Below are 227 nucleotides of genomic sequence, written 5' to 3' on the forward strand. Positions count from 1 at the left end.
CGCCGATGGTAGTGTGGGGTTTCCCCATGTGAGAGTAGGTCATCGTCAAGATTAAATTCCAAAATCCCTGTCTGCTCACGCAGACGGGGATTTTGTTTTTATAGAAGTCCCAAGTTTTCGCAGGCACGTTTTGATAACGGATCTGCCACAGAATTTCTTGACGACCATAGAGCATTGGAACCACCTGATCCCATCCCGAACTCAGTAGTGAAACGATGCATCGCCGA

Annotated in this window: 1 rRNA gene; it reads left to right on the plus strand. The window is 48.0% G+C overall.

Annotated features, from left to right (window positions below):
• Positions 1–156 precede the first annotated feature (156 nt).
• Positions 157–227 (plus strand): 5S ribosomal RNA (gene rrf, locus GHN92_RS23785); the annotation flags it as partial.

This window comes from Pseudomonas sp. FSL R10-2964, assembly GCF_009600035.1.
In the GTDB taxonomy this organism is placed as follows: Bacteria; Pseudomonadota; Gammaproteobacteria; order Pseudomonadales; family Pseudomonadaceae; genus Aquipseudomonas; species Aquipseudomonas bubulae.